The sequence below is a fragment of the Bradyrhizobium sp. TM233 genome, from assembly GCF_036247965.1.
Classification (GTDB): domain Bacteria; phylum Pseudomonadota; class Alphaproteobacteria; order Rhizobiales; family Xanthobacteraceae; genus Bradyrhizobium; species Bradyrhizobium ottawaense.
In genome coordinates, this window is record NZ_BTIG01000009.1 from 131,886 (window position 1) to 147,207 (window position 15,322).

Here is a 15,322-nt window from a genome sequence, read left to right on the forward strand (position 1 = left end):
GTTCGTTAGTCAACCGTACGAACGATCGTTCGTCTCGCCCACTCTGGCGGCAACGGTCGCGGCCCGCAAGCCTGCTTCGGGCGCTGTTCTCGCGTTTCAACTCCGCTCGATCGAGAGGCGGAGAGCAATTTTTGGGAGACGACCCATGGCGCGCTTCGCCCGCCCTCGCCTCACTGCGGCCTGCATCCTGGTGCCGCTGCTCGCGGCCGGTATCGCCTCAGCCCAAACCGCAAAATACGATCCCGGCGCCGACGACAAGACCATCAGGATCGGCACCACCGCGCCGCTGAGCGGCCCGGTGTCGGCCTTCGCGCAGATTGCGAAATCGGCGGAGGCCTATTTCCGGAAAGTGAACGACGACGGCGGCGTCAACGGGCGGCGCATCCAGATGATCATCGCCGACGATGCCTACAGCCCGCCGAAGACGGTGGAGCAGACAAGGCGGCTGGTCGAGAGCGAGGAAGTGCTGCTGATCTTCGGCGGCGTCGGCACGCCGACCAACAGCGCCGTGCACAAATATCTCAACGACCGCAAGGTGCCCCAGCTCTTTCTCGGCTCGGGCGCGGCGAAGTGGGACGATCCCAAGAATTTCCCGTGGACGGTCGGCTGGCAGCCGACCTATCGCGACGAAGCGATCGCCTATGCAAAATACATCAAGGCGAGCCATGCCAATGCGAAGATCGGCGTGCTCTACCAGAACGACGATCTCGGCAAGGACTATCTGAAGGCGCTCGAAGAAGGCCTCGGTGGCGGCGAAGCGATCGTCGCGCGCGCGGCCTATGAGACCTCGGCCCCGACCGTCGACACCCAGATTTTGCAGTTGAAGACCGCGGGTGCCGATGTCGTGCTGGTCGCGGCGACGCCGAAGTTCGCGGCTCAGGCGATCCGCAAGATCGGCGAGATCGGCTGGAAGCCGACGACCATCATCTCCAACGTCTCGGCCTCGATCAGCGGCGTGCTGGAGCCGGCAGGCAAGGACAATTCCACCGGTGTCATCTCCAGCCAATATCTGAAGGACGCGACCGATCCGGCCAACAAGGATGACCTCGGTTACCGGGAGTGGCTGGCGTTCATGGACAAGTACATGCCTGATACCAACAAGAGCGACTGGCTCAACGTCTACGGCTACACCATCGCTCAAACGCTGGTGACGGTGCTGAAGGCCTCCGGCAATGACCTCACCCGCGCCAATGTGATGAAGCAGGCGACGACCATGAAGGACGTGCGCCTGCCGATGCTGATCAACGGCACCGCGGTAAGCAACTCGCCCGAGCGCTATACGCCGATGACGAGCCTGCAGCTGATCCGTTTCGACGGCACGCGCTGGGTGCCGTTCGGCGACCTGCTGAAGAACTGACCGATGCGGCAGGTGACGATCGGCAGCATGCGGGTCGATCTCGTCAGCGAGATCCCCGCGCTCGCCTTCGACAAGAATTGGCTGTTCGCCAACGTCACCGACGAGGTGATCGCGGAGAACCGGAGCTGGCTCGATCACCGCTACATCGAGCCGGAGACCGGCCGCTTCATCCTCAGCCACCACTCCTATCTGGTGCGAACACCGCGCTGGACCGCGATCGTCGACACCTGCTGCGGCAATCACAAGCGTCGGCCGCGCGTACCGGCGTGGAACAACCTCGACCAACCCTATCTGGAGAATTTGCAGGCGCTGGGCGTTGCGCCCGAACAGGTCGATTTCGTGATGTGCACGCATCTGCATGTCGATCACGTCGGCTGGAACACGCGGCTGATCGACGGCCGCTGGGTGCCGACCTTTCCCAATGCGCGCTATCTGATGGGCCGCGAAGAATACCGGCACTTCGAGGCCGCGGAACACGCCGCGCCGAAGCGCCCGGTGAACCACGGCTCGTTCGAGGATTCCGTGCTGCCGGTGGTGGCGGCCGGCCTTGCCGAATTCGTCGAGACCGACCATCGCCTATTCGACGACCGCGATGCGGCCTTGCGCTTTGCGCCGGCACCCGGGCACACCGCCGGCAACATGCAGATCCACATCACCGGCGGCCACGATCACGCGGTGATGTCCGGCGACGTCATCCATCATCCGATCCAGTGCGCCGCGCCGTGGCTGTCGAATGCCGCCGATGTCGATCCGACCGCGGCGCTCGCAACGCGCATGGCGCTGCTGGAAGAGCTGGCGGATACGCCGAGCTATCTGCTCACCGGCCATTTTCCGGCACCTACCGCCGGTCGCGTGATCAGGCACGGCGATGCCTACAGATTTCGTTTCGAAGATTAGGGAATGCCATCATGATGCTGCGCACCGTCACGCTTTCGTTTCTCGCATTGCTGTCGGCGGCACTGCCGTCACACGCCGAAGATCCCGCCGCCTATCCCACGCACAAGATCAAGATGCTGCTGCCCTACGCGGCCGGCGGCGGGGGCGACGTGGTCGGCCGGCTGCTCGCCGACAAGATGGGCAAGACGCTGGGGCAGAGCATCTATATCGAGAACCACACGGGCGCTGCCGGCACGCTCGGCACGCAGATGGTCGCGACATCTGCGAATGACGGCTACACCATCACGGTCGGCGGAATGACCACGCACGTGCTGGCCCCCGCGATCTACCCAAAGCTGCCCTATGATTCGATCAAGGATTTCACCACGATCGGTCGCGTCGGCGTCTCCTCGATCATCCTGGTGGCGACCAAGGATTTTGCGGCCAACGACATCAAGGGCCTGATCGCGCTCGCCAAGAAGGGCGAGCCGATCCAGTACGGCAGCTGGGGCGTCGGTTCGACCGGACAATTCTGCGCGGAGATCCTGATGCAGCAGACCGGCATCAAGATGGACCATGTGCCGTTCAACGGCATCGCAAAGCTTGCCGGCGACCTGCTCGGCGGACACATTTCGCTGGCCACACTCGACGTGGCGACCGCGACGCCGCTGGTGAAGGACGGCTCGATCAAGGCGCTGGCCGCCTGCGGCGAGCGCTCGCCGAGCCTGCCGGATGTCGCCAGCTACAAGGAGCAGGGCGTGCCGTTCGACCGTAGCCTGTCCTGGGCGATGTATGCGCCCGCGGGCCTCGCGCCGCCGATTGCGCAGAAATTGTCGGCGGCGCTGAAGGATGCGCTCGGCGATGCCGAGGTCAAGGAGAAGCTGCTGAAGCTCGGCATCACGCCGCAATTCGTCCCCGGCGAGGAACAGCGCGACATCAACGCCCGCGACATCGTAGCCTGGAAGCAGGTTGCCAAGGACGCGGGCATCGAGGTCAAGTGAGCGGGTTGAGAACAGGAGCGCGGGCATGAGCCGCATCTTCGGCGCGGTGCGCCAGAACGGATATGTGGTGCGGGACATCCAGGCCGCGATGAAGCACTGGATCGAGGTGATGGGTGTCGGCCCCTGGTACTACATGGACCGCGTCAAGACCGACTGGTTTCGCCACCGCGGCCAGGACTCCGCGGTCGAGATGAGCATCGCGCTGGCCAATTCCGGCGACCTCCAGATCGAGCTGATCCAGCAGCGCAACGACGCGCCCTCGCTGTACAAGGAATTCCTCGACGCCGGGCACGAAGGCCTCCAGCACATGTCCTACTGGAGCCACGACTACCAGGCGCTCTACGACAAGGCCCTCGGGCTCGGCTACAGGATCGGGCATGAAGGCCAGATCGGCGGCGACAAGGGGCGCTTTGCCTATTTCGACACGCAGGCCCATCCGGGCACGGTGATCGAGATCTCCGACATCAGCGGCACCAAGGGGCCGTTCTTCGAGAAGGTCCGGCAAGCCGCGATGAGCTGGGACGGCACGCGGCCGATCCGCGAGGTCGGCGGCGGTCGATCGTAGGAGCGACCGTCGCATCGTTTTCGGCGCAGCCGGCGCCAAACCGTGCTAATTTGAGCCCCGTGTTCAAACCTTCAGCGAGGCAATCATGTCCGACACTGACAAGGTTTTTGCCGGCTCGATTCCGAAGATCTACGACGAGTATCTCGTCCCGATGTTCTTCTCCGTCTATGCGGAGGACATCGCAAGACGCATTGCCGCCCGCTCGCCCTCCGCGCTGCTCGAGATCGCTGCGGGCACAGGCGCAGTGACGCGCGCCGTGGCGGCGGCGCTGCCGCGCGGCATCCGTTACGTTGCAACCGACCTCAACGAGCCCATGCTCGCGGTCGCCGCGCAGCGTCAGGCGGACGATGACCGCATCAGCTGGCGCCAGGCGGATGCATCGGCCCTGCCCTTCGACGACGCCGGATTCGACGTGGTCTGCTGCCAGTTCGGCGCGATGTTCTTTCCGGACCGGATCAAGGCTTACGGAGAGGTGAAGCGCGTCCTGAAACCGGACGGCACGTTCGTGTTCAACGTCTGGGATCGGATCGAGGACAATGTGCTCACGCATGAAGCGACGGTCGCGCTCGGCAAGCTGTTTCCCGACGACCCGCCGCGCTTCATGGTCCGCACGCCGCACGGCTATCACGACAGGGATGTCATCAGAGCCGACCTCGAACGTGCCGGCTTCCGCGACATCTCGATCGAGACGCGATCTGAAACGAGCCGCGCGCCATCGCCCGAATATGTCGCGCTCGCCCTCTGCCAGGGCACGCCGCTGCGCAGCGAGATCGAGGCGAGGGATGCCAGCAAGCTTCAGGCCGCGACCGACATCGTCGCCGAGACGATCCGGACGCGTCATGGCGCCGGCCCGGTCGAGGGCAAGATTCAGGCTATGGTGATCGAAGCGCGTCCGTAGCTGCCAAAGCACGACGGCGTCAGGCCCGATCGGCGCTGGAGATGACCTCTTCCCGACGAGGAGAGGTCAACTGAGCTCTCGGTACGCAACGCTTCAACCAAAACACATTCCGCTTTAGGCCGCGGTCCGGGCTGCCGCCCTGCGTCCTACCACCAGCTTCGCTGCATCGGCTGCGTCGACTGATAATATTGGTACTGGCCGCGCTGCCGGCGCGGATTGGCCGGCTGCACGTAGGGATCACGCTGGTAGAAAAAACCGAAGCCGTTACCGCCATTGTCCCAGCCGTCATCGCTGGCGATCATGGCGGGCGCGGTCGGCTTGCGCGTGATGAAGCCGCCTTGCGGCTGGTTGCTGAGCACCGCGACGAATTCGGTACGGTAATTGGTCTCGCTGCTCAGCGGCTCGTCCGAGATGATGATCGAGGAGCGCGGCAACGCGGTCGGCGCGATGCGATCCCACACCTCCTGCGGGATGGTGATGCGATCGAGTGCATTCCTGGCCGCATCGCCGTTTTCGATCGTGACCCCGCTCCAGCGCAGACCCGTGTCGGTCTTCGCCATCGCGGTGAAGATATGCGTGCCGATCGGCTGGTCGGGATTGTGGATGGTAACGGGAACCTCGATGCTGGTATCGAACACCTCGCCGCCGCCGTCGGGCGCCGGCTTGTGCGTGTTCCGCCGCACATAGAGCTTCTGCGTCGCGCGGCTGATGTAGACCGAGACCGGCTCGAGCGCGAGCTTTGCGTCGGTCGCAGCCTTCACGGCGTCGGCCTTCCTGGCCGCGGTGGCTTTCGCGGCCTCCTTCGTGGCGGCGACGGCATCGCGCTTCGGCTGCGCGGCGGCCTTGGCGGCATCGAGCAGCGTCGCTGCGTCGGCGGCCCTGGTCGCGGCCTTCTGCTTCAACTCCTCGGCCTTGGCGCGGGCCTGGTCGGTCTTTGCGTTCGCGAGCGTCTTGTCGGCGAAGGCGAGCTCGGCGTCTGCGCGAGCCTTCTGCTGTTCGAGCTTGCGCAACGATGCGGGCAGTGAGGCCGCTTCCTTCGCGGCCGCTGATGCGGCCTTCTTGGCCTCGTCGGCGGCCCGAACGGCCTCCTCGGCCTCGGCGGAGAGCTTGTCGATGCGGCCCGGAGCCGCCGCGATGGCTTCCCGCTTCGGCGCGAACAGCAGGGGATGCGTGATATCGATCGGGGCCGCATCGTCCGGCGAGATGATCACCCGCATCCCGATATTGGTCTTGTCGAACAGGTTCTCGGCAAAGCCGAAGGGCATGCGCACGCAGCCGTGCGAGGCGGCATAGCCGGGCAGCGGTCCGCCATGCAGCGCGATGCCGTTCCAGGTGATGCGCTGCATGTTCGGCATCCAGGCATCGTCATACATGGTCGAGCGGTGGTCCTTGTCCTTCTCGACGATGGCGAAGACGCCGGCCGGCGTCTCGCGGCCCGTGGTGCCGGTCGACACCGGCGCGCGCAGGATCCAGCCCTCGGCATCGTAGAACGTGACCTGCTGGCTCTTGATCGAGACGATCGCCATGATCGGCTCGCCGGCCTGGCGCTGCGCCACCGCCTCGGCCGGCTGACGCGCCTGCTTGGCCGCAATCGCCGGGCCAATTGCCGTCAAAGCGAGCATCGCCGCCAAGATCACCATTCCGGGAGGCCCCCAACGTCGCATCGCTACGGTGGATTGCGCCGTCGTCAGTCCGTTTTTCATGCCATCCTCGGTCGAAATGCCAGTCCGTCGGCCAACTATCAGATTGCGATCTTTCAATTAAGAAATCGCAGACACCGTTCCGAGCCGATTGCGGGAATATCCGGCGCGCGGGTGACAAATCTCTCATATACGACAGCCCGGACCGGAGGAAGGGTAGCCCGCGGGTGAAGCCGGCGTCGAGCTTGGGGCCGACGCCCGCGTCAGAATGTCCACCCTGGCGCAATCCCCGATGTCCGTCCGGAACGGAACCGGGCGCGCCACAGATCACAATTGGATCACAGATCGCCGCATACACGTCTTGGCCAGGCGACCCGTCGTCGCCCGACAGCGCTTCGGCGTCCAGACCCTTGCTGAACGCCCGTCGCCTTCCGATCGGCCTCTCCCGGAGACGCAACGACGGGGCGCATGGATTCAAGACATTCGGCAGCCACGCTATGGAAGGGTGCGCGCAGTCCCCGAGATCATGGCGGCCTCTCCAAAAGAGACGAGCCGCTGCCGCTCCTCGTCCCACAGGGTCAGCCGCACGGTCCGCAAACTCTGGCGCAGTGTGATCCGCGCCGCGCCAGCGAGCTGCGGATGGTCGCGCAGCACGTCCGGCAAACGATAGCAGGGAATTCGACTGGACAAATGATGAATGTGGTGGATGCCGATATTTGCCGTGAACCACCGCAACACGCCTGGCAATTGATAGTGGGAGCTGCCGTGCAACGCAGCTTCTTGAAAATTCCAGGTCTCGTCGCGAGACCAGTAGGTATGCTCGAACTGGTGCTGGACGTAGAACAACCAGACACCGATCGACGCCGCCAGAACGATGATCGGCAGGTGTACCAGCAGGAACGGCCCATAGCCGACCAGCCGGATCGCCGCTGCGGCGAGAGCCCCGATCACGATGTTCGTGCCCATCGTGCTCAGCCAGGGCTTCCAGCCGCGGCGCATGCCCCCCACCGGCAATCGATGCTTCAAGATGAACAGATACGTGGGACCTACGCCAAACATCACGACGGGATGGCGATACAAACGATACAGCGTCCGGCGCCATCGCGACTGCCCGAGAAACTCGCGCACGGTCAACGTATCGATGTCACCCAAGCCCCTGTGATCGAGATTGCCGGAATTCGCATGATGGCGTGCATGGTTGTGCCGCCAGTAATCGTATGGCGTCAGTGTCATCACGCCGATGGCTCGGCCGACCCAATCGTTCGCAACGCGGCCGCGGAAGAACGAGCCGTGTCCGCAATCGTGCTGGATCATGAACAGGCGGACCAGCAAGCCTGCCGCGGGTATCTCGAGAAGCAGAGCAAGCCAATAGCCGTGGTCAAGAGCGGCCCAGACCAGAGCCCAAAGGCCGAGGAAAGGTACCGCCGTGATCGCCAGTTCGAGGGTGCCGCGCGCACTGTCGGGCGCGCGATAACGCGCGAGCAGCTGCGCCGATGCGCGATTTTCCGGCGTCCCTCGAGTCATCTGCTGTGCTCCGGAACATGTCGTCCAAGAAGCACGGTTATCGGCCACGGACGCTTGCGGCGGCAGCCCTTGGGTCGTGCCCCGCGCATTCTCATATTGATCCTTGCCGGGGCGTGCCGCTGAGCAATATTGCTCACGGCCGCCAGCCGAAAGCGTGACATATTCGCCGACCAGCGGCCATTTTCGGCAATGTGAGCAATATTGAACAGAGGTCAACCTCGTCGCGCGGGATGCTCACCGCGTCGCAGCCGAAACGAATCGGCTGTCATCGGCGGCGGCTTTGGGTACAGCATACCCCGCCATTTGGACAGGAGCTTCATATGTCCGAGGTCTATGCTCGTCCAGAACCGACGCTGATTCCGATACCCAGACCACTCTGCCCGGCGTGCCAGCGCCGCATGATGCTGATCCACGTCGGACCAAGTTGCGAGGGTCCCGATCTGCGGATCTTCGAATGCTCCAAGTGCGGGAACGTCCAAAAGACATCCATGGACGATCCGATGAGACCAGCCAAGTAGCGGCTGGAACGTTCGAGGAAGCGGCCCTGGCACGGGGGTGCGAACCAGGGCCGCCATTCATCAGATATGATGAGTGGGCTTCACATCCGGTCGCCATAACCAAGTACCCGTGGTGACGTTCGTTCCAGGCAGACTCTCGCCCGACAAGGCCCAAACCTGTCCCCATGACGATCCGGACCGCGAGCGAGCCGGCCGCGATGCCCACGGCCAATATGACGAAAAGACTTTCACCGGATATGTTCATATGCACGTCGTCGTCGTTCAGAGGAACCCGCGGGCGGGAGCGGGGATTTGCCTAACGCGCTCGGCACCGATCCTGCTAAACTGAACGTCCTCCGATCAGGTTTTGACGACGTCATGGCAAAAGCGCCGAAAGGCACGTTCGACCCGAAAGTCTTTCTCGCCAAAGTCGGCGAGGGCAAAGCCATACTGAAATTCGACAAGAACCGAATCGTCTTCTCGCAGGGCGACGCCGCGGACACGGTCTTCTACATCCAGAAGGGGAGGATCAAGGTTCTCGTCGTCTCCGAGCAGGGCAAGGAGGCCGTGGTCGGAATCATGGAGCCCGGACAATTCTTCGGCGAAGGTTGCCTGAACGGCCAGCTCTTGCGGATTTCGACAACGGTGGTGATGGAGCCTTGCGTGATCACGTCCATCACGAGATCAGCGATGCTCGCCGCACTCAAGAGCGAGCCGAAATTTTCCGAATTGTTCATGGGCTATCTGCTCAGCCGAAACAGCCGCATCGAGGAAGACCTGATCGACCAGCTGTTCAATTCGAGCGAGAAGCGACTTGCGCGTCTTCTGCTGCTGCTGGCGAATTTCGGCAAGGATGGCGCCTCTCAGCCTATCGCAGCGCAGATCAGCCAAGAGACGCTCGCGGAGATGATCGGAACAACCCGCTCGCGGGTCAGCTTCTTCATGAACAAATTCCGCAAGCTCGGCTTCATCACCTACAACGGCAAGATCGAGGTTCACAGTTCCCTCCTGAACGCGGTGTTGTACGACAAGCCCGAAATCGTGAGGGACGCCTAGACGGTGTGGCGCAATGACGCCTCGCGCCGCCTGCTGCAATGAAGGTACCCCATGAAAAAACCGATCGCGCAAGCCGACGACGTCGAACCGCGGACCATTCAGAGAGCTGACATAGCTCCGGCCGACGGCTTCTCTCTTGTGGTCGATGGCCACTTCAAGACTCGCTACGACAGCGAAGCGGCGGCCCGAGAAGCTGGCGCCGAGCTGCTCGGCAGATTCCCGATGTTGCAGATCCTGGTCTACGATGCGGGGACCAGGAGGCGATCACCGCTCCAGTAGAATTTCGGTCATTCGTGGCGGCTTGGCACGCTTGCTCCGATGCCGGCGCGAAGCATATGCGATTGCCCGCTCACGACCGACGGCGCGCTGACGGTGCGGCCATGACCGGCTCAAGTCGGCGGTCTTTTCATGGCCGGCGAGCCACAGAAGTGACTGGTCAATATGGCTCGCTCGAACAAAATCGCCCTCAGCCTGGAACCCGGCCCGGCCGGTCCGCTTCCCGACGGAAGCGAGCGATAGCCAGGCCAATGGGCCCTTCCAGAGCTAAAGACGACGGGGGCCAGGGGCCTCGTCCGACGTCGCGAGCAAAGCGCGATGCGAGCAGGATGAAGCCTCATCGCGCTTTGGGTTGTCGTTGAAGCATCATCTTTTCGGAAAACCGCGCACTTTGTCCGGATCGTGTTTTAACGCCTCCCGAACGGCTTAGTCCGCGGTGCCCACCGCCTTGCTGTCGATCGCCGCCTGGATTTCCACATCGCTCAAGCCGGCCTCGCGCAGCACCTCGCGCGAATGCTCGCCGAGGCGAGGCGCCGCGCGGCGGATGCTGGCCGGGCTTTCCGAGAACTTCGTCGCGGGGCGGGCCTGCCGGATCCGGCCTTCGGTGGGATGATCGATGTCGGCAAACAACCCGACGGCGGCAAGATGCGGCTGCTCGCCGATCTCGGTGAGCCGGGCGAAGGCGGTGTGCGGCACGTCCAGCCGCAGCAACAGTTCCTCCCATTCCGCTGTGGTGCGGGTCGGCCCGATCTCGCTCATGCGGTCGTAGATCTTGTCGATGTTCTGCGAGCGCAGCACGGGATCGCGTACGCCGAGCTCATCGCTCAGTTCGGGGCGGCCGACCGCCTCGAAGAAGGCGCACCAATTGTCCCCGGAATAAGGCAGCATGGTCAGCCAGCCGTCCTTGGTCCGCACCGGGCGCCGGTTCTTCATCCGCTTGTAGCCGGTCGGGCCGATCGGCGGATCGAAGGCGTGACCGCCCAGCATCTCGATGCTGTTGAAGCCGGCGATGGTTTCGAGCATGGGCACCTCGACCATCTGGCCCTGCCCGGTGCGCTCGCGGCGAAACAGGGCGGCAGAGACCGCGCCGACCATCGCCATCGCGCAAATCTTGTCGCCTATCAGGCTCGGGACGAATGCCGGCTCCTCGTCCGATCCGATCGAGGACGCCAGGCCCGACGCGGCCTGGATGATCTCGTCGAAGGCGGGGCGCGCCGCCCACGGGCCGTCCTGGCCGAAGCCGGTCGCGGCGGCGTAAATCAAACGCGGATTGAGTTTGGCGCAGGCCTCGTAGCCGAAGCCGAGCCGCGCCATCGCGGCGGGCCGCACGTTGGTGACGAGCGCATCGACGGTCGGGATCAGTTTTGCCAGCGCCGCCTTGCCGTCCGGATGCTTGAGATCAAGTGCGAGACTGCGCTTGTTGCGGTTGACCGCCATGAACTGGCCGCTCATGCCGCGGTTGCGAAACACGCCGGTGTAGCGCCAGGTGTCGCCGGCGGTCGGCTCCACCTTGATCACATCGGCGCCCCAGTCGCCCAGCATCTGCGCGGCATAGGGGCCAAACAGCACGCTCGTCAGATCGAGAACGCGGATTCCGCTGAGGGGGCCGGTCGCTGTCATCGTCGTTTCACTATGGCTGAAGGAAGATCGAGTGGAGCAATTGCGGGCGGGCACGGCTGGCGCCCTGCCCGCCCGTCACGAGACGTCGATCCTATTCGCCGATCAGCCTCATGCCGGCATCGTTCAGATGCGTATGCGCATCCCGCAGCCGCTGTATGGTGCGCGCACGTCACGTGGTCTCGTCCGCGTCAGACCTCGAGCCACTCCTGCCGCACGGCGGCATTGGCCTTGAGCTCGTCGGGGGTGCCCTCGAACACGACGCGGCCGTGCCCCATGATGTAGACGCGCTTGGAAATACGGAGCGCGATCGACAGCTTCTGCTCGACGAGAAGGATAGCGACGCCCGCCTCGGCGATGCGCGCAATGAGGTCCCCCACCTGCTGCACGATGAGCGGAGCGAGCCCTTCCGTTGGCTCGTCGATCATGATGAGGTCAGGATCTCCCATCAGCGTCCGACAGGTCGTCAGCATCTGCTTTTCGCCACCGGATAGCACGCCTGCGGCCGTATCGGCGCGAGCGGCGAGATTGGGGAACATGTCGAGCATGTCCTGGAGCCGCCATTTTCCCGGACGCCGCGTATCCTTGATGCCGAGCAGGAGGTTCTGCCGAACCGTGAGGCTCGGGAAAATGTCGCGATGTTCAGGCACATAGCCGAGCCCGAGCCGCGCGATCTTGTGGCTCGGCAGCCCGACAATATCCTTGCCCTTGAAGCGGATCGTTCCCTGCGGGGCGACCTCGCCCATGATGGCCTTGACCGTCGTCGACCGGCCGACGCCGTTACGGCCAAGCAAGCTCACGACCTCACCCGCGGCAACGTCGAGATCGACGCCCTGAAGGATGTGGCTCTTGCCGTAATAGGCGTGGAGATCCCTGACCTCGAGCATCAGTGTGCTTCCTCGCCGAGATAGGCTTCCTTGACCTTCGGGTCGCGCCGGATCTCTTCCGGCGTACCCGACGCGATGATGTGGCCGTAAACCAGGACCGAGATGCGATCGGCGAGGCCGAATACGACGCTCATGTCGTGCTCGACGATGACGAGGGTCTTGCCCTCGGTCAGCCGGCGGATCAGCGATACCGCGCGGTCGGTTTCGGCGTGGCTCATGCCGGCGGTCGGCTCGTCCAGCATGACGACGGTGGCGCCGCTGGCGATGGTGACGCCAATCTCGAGCTCGCGCTGCTCCGCATAAGTCAAAAGACCGGCCGGCACGTCGCGCCGATGCGTGAGATGGATGTCGTCCAGGATCTTCGCGGTCCGCTCGCGTACCTCGGGCAGGCTGTCGACATTCTTCCAGAAGGCGTAGCGATGCCCGGTCGCCCACAGCACGGCGCAGCGCACGTTCTCCCAGACCGACATCCGCGCGAATACGTTGGTGACCTGAAACGAGCGCGACAGGCCGCGCCGGTTGATCTCGAATGGCCGCAAGCCCGAGATCACCTCGCCGTTCAGCTTCACCTCACCCGAGGTCGGCTTGATATGACCGCTAATCAGGTTGAATGTTGTCGACTTGCCCGCACCGTTCGGACCGATGATGGCGTGACGCTCGCCTTGCGCGACGCTCAGGTTGAGATCGCGGATAATGCCGACATTGCCGAAACGTTTTTCGACGGCGCGGACCTCGATGGCTGCGCTTCTTCCGGGGACCGGTCCGCTCTTTTCAGACACCGCTCCGCTCATGCCAGAGACCGCTTCGCTCATGCCAGAGACCGCTTCGCTCATGCCAGATACCCCCGGTCACGGGCGACCGTCGCGGCCCTGTCCCACGCGTCGGCGATCCGCCGCCAGGTCAGCCGCGCGACGAAAGCGCCGCCGACCACGAGAACTGCGGCTACCATCCATGTCACCGGCGAGGTCGGCTTGAAGCCAATGCCAAACAGGTTGATGGTCTCGCCGCCGGAATAGCGCGCAACCGTCTCGATGGTCAGGATGACGCCGCAGGTCAGCGCCAGGGTCGGCACGACGGCGACGAGATAGGAGGGGATCACCGTCCACAGCGCACCCGCACGAACCAGCGGCCGGTGCATCATCAAGAGGCCGGCAATGCCGCCAGGCGAGAACATCACGATGCCGATGAAGATGATGCCGAAATAGAGCTGCCACACGCTGGTGACGCTGGTCAGCCCAAGCTGGAGATAGGTCACCAGGATCGCGCCGAGGATCGGCCCGAAGAAATAGGCAGTGCCGCCGATGAAAGTCGAGAACAGCACGAGGCCCGACTGGATCGCGCCGAGATAGGCGGAGTTCGCAATCTCGAAATTGATCGCGGCGAGCCCGCCGGCGACACCGGCGAAGAAGCCGGCAAAGCAGAAGGCGAGATAGCGGACCACGTGCGGGTCGTAGCCGATGAACTGGACGCGTTCAGGGTTGTCGCGGACGGCATTGCTGATCCGCCCGAGTGGCGTCCGAGTCAGCGCGTACATTGCGATCGCCGACAGCACCAGCCAGAACGCGATGAGATAATAGACCTGAAGCTGCGGGCCGAACGACCAGCCGAACATTTTTGGCAACGCGGTGCGGTCTGTGGTGATGCCGGCTTCGCCGCCGAACACCGAGCGCAGGATCAGCGAGGACGATGCCACCAGCTCCCCGATGCCGAGCGAGATCATCGCGAACACCGTGCCGGCGCGCTTGGTCATCACCCAGCCGATGATGATTGCGAACACAAGGCCGCCGAGCCCGCCGAACAGCGGGATGAAGGGCAGCGGGATCGGCCATCCGTGCGAGACCACGGCGTTCATCATGTGGCAGGCCGCGAAGCCGCCGAGGCCGTAGTGCACGGCATGACCGAACGACAGCAGGCCGGTCTGGCCGAGCAGGATGTTGTAGGACAGCGCAAAGACGATCGCGATGCCGATCAGGCTGAAGGACGTGAGCGAGCCGCCTGAGGAGAACATCATCGGCAGGACGATCAGCGCGGCGATGCCGAGCAGCCAGACGCCGTAGAAGCGCAGGCCGTCGCCGGCAGGCTTGTCTGCAGTCTTCAATGTCGGAGTCGATGTCGGGGTCACCTTGGCGTTCATGACTCGCGCGTCCCCATCAGGCCCATGGGGCGTACGATCAGGATGATCACCAGCAGCAGATAAGGCACGATCGGCGCGACCTGGGCGATGGTGACATTCCAGATGTCGGTGAGCACGGAAGGACCGGCCGACGGATCGAGCGGGCCGAACGCACTCGCGAGCGAACCATCGAGCGCCACCGCAAAAGTCTGCACCAAACCGATGACCAGCGAGGCGACGAAGGCGCCGGGCAGCGATCCGAGTCCGCCGAACACGATCACCACGAACAGGATCGGTCCGAGCGCCGCGGCCATGTCAGACTGCGTCACCAGCGCGGGACCGGCAATGACACCGGCAAGGCCGGCCAGCGCACTGCCGACGCCGAACACCGCCATGAACACGCGCCCGACATTGTGGCCGAGATGGCCAACCATGTGCGGATGCGTCAGCGCCGCCTGCACGATCAGGCCGACGCGGGTGCGCTTGAGCACGATCAGCAGCGCGATGAAGATCACGACCGAGACGGCCAGCATGAAGAGCTTGTAGGCGGGGTAGTTTGTCGAGAAGATCGTGAAGGCCGGGAAGTCGAGCAGCGTGGGCACGCGGTAGTCGACCGGGCTCTTGCCCCAGATCATCGACACGATCTCTTCGATCGCGAACGCGAGGCCGAACGTCAGCAGCAGTTCCGCGACGTGGCCGTGCTTGTGCGTGTTGCGCAGGCCATAGCGCTCCACGGCCATGCCGATGGCGCCGACCAGCAACGGCGCCAGCACCAGCGCCGGCCAGAAGCCGATCCATTTGGTGAGCTGGAAGCCGAAGAAGGCGCCGAGCATGTAAAAGCTGGCATGGGCGAAGTTGAGCACGCCCATCATGCTGAAGATGACGGTGAGCCCGCTCGACAGCAGGAAAAGCAGCATGCCGAACAGCACACCGTTCAAGGTCGAAATGACAATGAGTTCAAGCACAGCGCACTCATCTCTGGCCGGGGCCTTGGCCCCGGGTGAATATCGCCCGA

General features: G+C 64.0%; 14 protein-coding genes. 7 read left to right on the forward strand and 7 right to left on the reverse strand.

What is annotated here, in order from left to right:
• Window positions 1-145: 145 nt before the first annotated feature.
• The 5 genes from AABA86_RS21425 to AABA86_RS21445 all read left to right on the forward strand — a co-directional run bounded on the left by AABA86_RS21425 (window position 146) and on the right by AABA86_RS21445 (window position 4,697).
• On the forward strand, window positions 146-1,357 hold the full coding sequence (locus AABA86_RS21425; RefSeq protein WP_338308329.1) for an ABC transporter substrate-binding protein: 1,212 nt from the start codon (window positions 146-148) through the stop codon (window positions 1,355-1,357).
• Between the two features lie 3 nt (window positions 1,358-1,360).
• The gene (locus AABA86_RS21430) at window positions 1,361-2,254 is read left to right on the forward strand and encodes an MBL fold metallo-hydrolase (protein WP_338308330.1); all 894 of its coding nucleotides are present in this window, start codon (window positions 1,361-1,363) and stop codon (window positions 2,252-2,254) included.
• An 11-nt stretch (window positions 2,255-2,265) separates the two neighbouring features.
• Window positions 2,266-3,234, forward strand: coding sequence for a Bug family tripartite tricarboxylate transporter substrate binding protein (locus AABA86_RS21435; RefSeq protein WP_338308332.1), 969 nt, complete (start codon window positions 2,266-2,268; stop codon window positions 3,232-3,234).
• A 25-nt stretch (window positions 3,235-3,259) separates the two neighbouring features.
• Complete coding sequence (locus AABA86_RS21440) at window positions 3,260-3,799, forward strand: VOC family protein (protein ID WP_212251077.1); 540 nt, start codon at window positions 3,260-3,262, stop codon at window positions 3,797-3,799.
• An 85-nt stretch (window positions 3,800-3,884) separates the two neighbouring features.
• Complete coding sequence (locus AABA86_RS21445; protein ID WP_212251076.1) at window positions 3,885-4,697, forward strand: class I SAM-dependent methyltransferase; 813 nt, start codon at window positions 3,885-3,887, stop codon at window positions 4,695-4,697.
• 146 nt (window positions 4,698-4,843) lie between these two features.
• Here the strand turns inward: AABA86_RS21445 and AABA86_RS21450 are convergent, their stop codons facing one another.
• Both AABA86_RS21450 and AABA86_RS21455 read right to left on the reverse strand, forming a co-directional pair.
• Complete coding sequence (locus AABA86_RS21450; RefSeq protein WP_338308334.1) at window positions 4,844-6,400, reverse strand: L,D-transpeptidase; 1,557 nt, start codon at window positions 6,398-6,400, stop codon at window positions 4,844-4,846.
• Window positions 6,401-6,832: 432 nt separating this feature from the next.
• Window positions 6,833-7,861, reverse strand: coding sequence for a fatty acid desaturase (locus AABA86_RS21455; protein WP_212251244.1), 1,029 nt, complete (start codon window positions 7,859-7,861; stop codon window positions 6,833-6,835).
• An 875-nt stretch (window positions 7,862-8,736) separates the two neighbouring features.
• Between AABA86_RS21455 and AABA86_RS21460 the strand changes: the two genes are divergently transcribed.
• Window positions 8,737-9,414 (forward strand): Crp/Fnr family transcriptional regulator, encoded by a 678-nt coding sequence (locus AABA86_RS21460; RefSeq protein ID WP_212251074.1) that lies wholly within the window; start codon window positions 8,737-8,739, stop codon window positions 9,412-9,414.
• A gap of 51 nt (window positions 9,415-9,465) precedes the next feature.
• Window positions 9,466-9,693: a hypothetical protein gene (locus AABA86_RS21465; RefSeq protein WP_212251073.1), complete on the forward strand. Its 228-nt coding sequence runs from the start codon at window positions 9,466-9,468 to the stop codon at window positions 9,691-9,693.
• 423 nt (window positions 9,694-10,116) lie between these two features.
• Here AABA86_RS21465 and AABA86_RS21470 read toward each other — a convergent pair whose 3' ends face one another.
• From AABA86_RS21470 to AABA86_RS21490, 5 genes are all read right to left on the reverse strand, one after another.
• Complete coding sequence (locus AABA86_RS21470) at window positions 10,117-11,310, reverse strand: CaiB/BaiF CoA transferase family protein (protein ID WP_212251072.1); 1,194 nt, start codon at window positions 11,308-11,310, stop codon at window positions 10,117-10,119.
• Window positions 11,311-11,498: 188 nt separating this feature from the next.
• Window positions 11,499-12,194, reverse strand: a complete 696-nt coding sequence (locus AABA86_RS21475; RefSeq protein WP_212251071.1) for an ABC transporter ATP-binding protein — start codon at window positions 12,192-12,194, stop codon at window positions 11,499-11,501.
• Entirely contained in the window at window positions 12,194-12,985 is a 792-nt protein-coding gene (locus AABA86_RS21480; protein ID WP_338308389.1) for an ABC transporter ATP-binding protein, read from the reverse strand. The genes AABA86_RS21475 and AABA86_RS21480 overlap by 1 nt, the downstream gene beginning before the upstream one ends.
• A gap of 38 nt (window positions 12,986-13,023) precedes the next feature.
• A complete protein-coding gene (locus AABA86_RS21485; protein WP_338308338.1) occupies window positions 13,024-14,328 on the reverse strand; it encodes a branched-chain amino acid ABC transporter permease in 1,305 nt (434 codons plus the stop codon).
• Window positions 14,325-15,272 (reverse strand): branched-chain amino acid ABC transporter permease, encoded by a 948-nt coding sequence (locus AABA86_RS21490; RefSeq protein WP_212251069.1) that lies wholly within the window; start codon window positions 15,270-15,272, stop codon window positions 14,325-14,327. Before AABA86_RS21490 ends, AABA86_RS21485 begins: the two co-directional genes overlap by 4 nt.
• Window positions 15,273-15,322 lie beyond the last annotated feature (50 nt).

Coding starts and splice junctions, on each gene's coding strand:
- AABA86_RS21440 (WP_212251077.1), top strand. CDS start 3,260: ATGAGCCGCATCTTCGGCGCGGTGCGCCAGAACGGATATGTGGTGCGG.
- AABA86_RS21475 (WP_212251071.1), bottom strand. CDS start 12,194: ATGCTCGAGGTCAGGGATCTCCACGCCTATTACGGCAAGAGCCACATC.
- AABA86_RS21445 (WP_212251076.1), top strand. CDS start 3,885: ATGTCCGACACTGACAAGGTTTTTGCCGGCTCGATTCCGAAGATCTAC.
- AABA86_RS21430 (WP_338308330.1), top strand. CDS start 1,361: ATGCGGCAGGTGACGATCGGCAGCATGCGGGTCGATCTCGTCAGCGAG.
- AABA86_RS21455 (WP_212251244.1), bottom strand. CDS start 7,861: ATGACTCGAGGGACGCCGGAAAATCGCGCATCGGCGCAGCTGCTCGCG.
- AABA86_RS21450 (WP_338308334.1), bottom strand. CDS start 6,400: ATGAAAAACGGACTGACGACGGCGCAATCCACCGTAGCGATGCGACGT.
- AABA86_RS21425 (WP_338308329.1), top strand. CDS start 146: ATGGCGCGCTTCGCCCGCCCTCGCCTCACTGCGGCCTGCATCCTGGTG.
- AABA86_RS21470 (WP_212251072.1), bottom strand. CDS start 11,310: ATGACAGCGACCGGCCCCCTCAGCGGAATCCGCGTTCTCGATCTGACG.
- AABA86_RS21460 (WP_212251074.1), top strand. CDS start 8,737: ATGGCAAAAGCGCCGAAAGGCACGTTCGACCCGAAAGTCTTTCTCGCC.
- AABA86_RS21435 (WP_338308332.1), top strand. CDS start 2,266: ATGATGCTGCGCACCGTCACGCTTTCGTTTCTCGCATTGCTGTCGGCG.
- AABA86_RS21465 (WP_212251073.1), top strand. CDS start 9,466: ATGAAAAAACCGATCGCGCAAGCCGACGACGTCGAACCGCGGACCATT.
- AABA86_RS21480 (WP_338308389.1), bottom strand. CDS start 12,985: ATGAGCGGAGCGGTGTCTGAAAAGAGCGGACCGGTCCCCGGAAGAAGC.
- AABA86_RS21485 (WP_338308338.1), bottom strand. CDS start 14,328: ATGAACGCCAAGGTGACCCCGACATCGACTCCGACATTGAAGACTGCA.